Consider the following 619-nt stretch of genomic DNA (forward strand, 5'->3'; position numbering starts at 1 on the left):
GACTGATCTTCGAACACCACGGCCGTTGCATCGGGCGTACGCAACACCTGCTGCTCGAACAGCTGATGGATGCACTGATCCTTCGGATACGGTGCATCCGTCTGGTTCCAGGTGTGCAGCAGCAGCTCGCGCTCCTCGGCAGCGAGCAAATCCACTTGGGCGACCGATGCAAGTGGCTCGGCCACCATCGCCTGCAACATAGCAAGCAGGTACCCGCGATGCCGCTCGATGGTCGCTGCATCGAACAACGCCGTGGCGTAATTCAACACCCCTTCGATCGCGCCGTCTTCGGTTTCACCCAGCGCCAACTCCAAGTCGAATTTCGCAATGTCGGAAATGAGCGACACCGGCTCGACGCGCACCCCCGGCAACGCCAGCTCGCCGGTGTCGTTGTTCTGCCAGGCAAACATCACCTGGAACAACGGCGTGTGATCCAGGCAACGCGGCGGCTGGGCGATCTCCACCACCTGCTCGAACGGCAGATCCTGGTGGTCCTGCGCCGACAGCGCCGTTTGCCGCACGCTGGCCAACAGCTCGGCCACGCTCGGTGCCTGCGACAGATCCATGCGCAACGCCAGCGTGTTCACGAAGAACCCGATCAACGGCTCGATCTCCGCAC

Annotated in this window: 1 protein-coding gene; it reads right to left on the reverse strand. The window is 62.5% G+C overall.

Annotation, left to right across the window (positions count from 1 at the left end; all coding sequences use genetic code 11):
• The coding region (locus ISS99_RS00015; protein WP_239537496.1) for a condensation domain-containing protein at window positions 1–619 on the reverse strand (619 nt) is incomplete at both ends.

This window comes from Dyella mobilis, from assembly GCF_016904945.1.
GTDB classification, from domain to species: domain Bacteria; phylum Pseudomonadota; class Gammaproteobacteria; order Xanthomonadales; family Rhodanobacteraceae; genus Dyella_B; species Dyella_B mobilis.